The sequence below is a fragment of the Haloferax profundi genome, assembly GCF_001469865.1.
Classification (GTDB): Archaea; Halobacteriota; Halobacteria; order Halobacteriales; family Haloferacaceae; genus Haloferax; species Haloferax profundi.
Genome location: NZ_LOPV01000056.1, coordinates 1 through 378, shown reverse-complemented (window position 1 = coordinate 378; position 378 = coordinate 1). Strand labels below are relative to the sequence as shown.

General features: G+C 58.5%; 1 pseudogene. It reads left to right on the top strand.

What is annotated here, in order from left to right:
• Positions 1-378: pseudogene (locus tag AUR66_RS21690) on the top strand (lamin tail domain-containing protein); the annotation flags it as partial.

Below are 378 nucleotides of genomic sequence, written 5' to 3'. Positions count from 1 at the left end.
GCAGTCAGTCCCGACGTACTGGACTGCAACTCACGGGACGATTGTCTTTGCGAGCAATGGCGAACGCGTGACGATTAGCACACAACAGGAGGCACCGACCAGTCCAACAGAACTCCGTGATGGGGCAGCGATTGAACCTGGGACAGGGCCTGAGGTAACACTGCGGACCGAGGTTACAGCCGAAGGCAACGTGTCGACACTCACGCCAATCGCGACCGACGGTGGGACAGACACCGCAGACGTATCGCTTGCCGTCGCAGAGGTTCACGCCGATGCCGAAGGCGAAGAAAGTGAGAACCTGAACGACGAGTACATCGTCTTCGAGAATACCGGAAGCGACGCACTCGACCTCTCTGGGTGGACGATTTCTGATGCGTC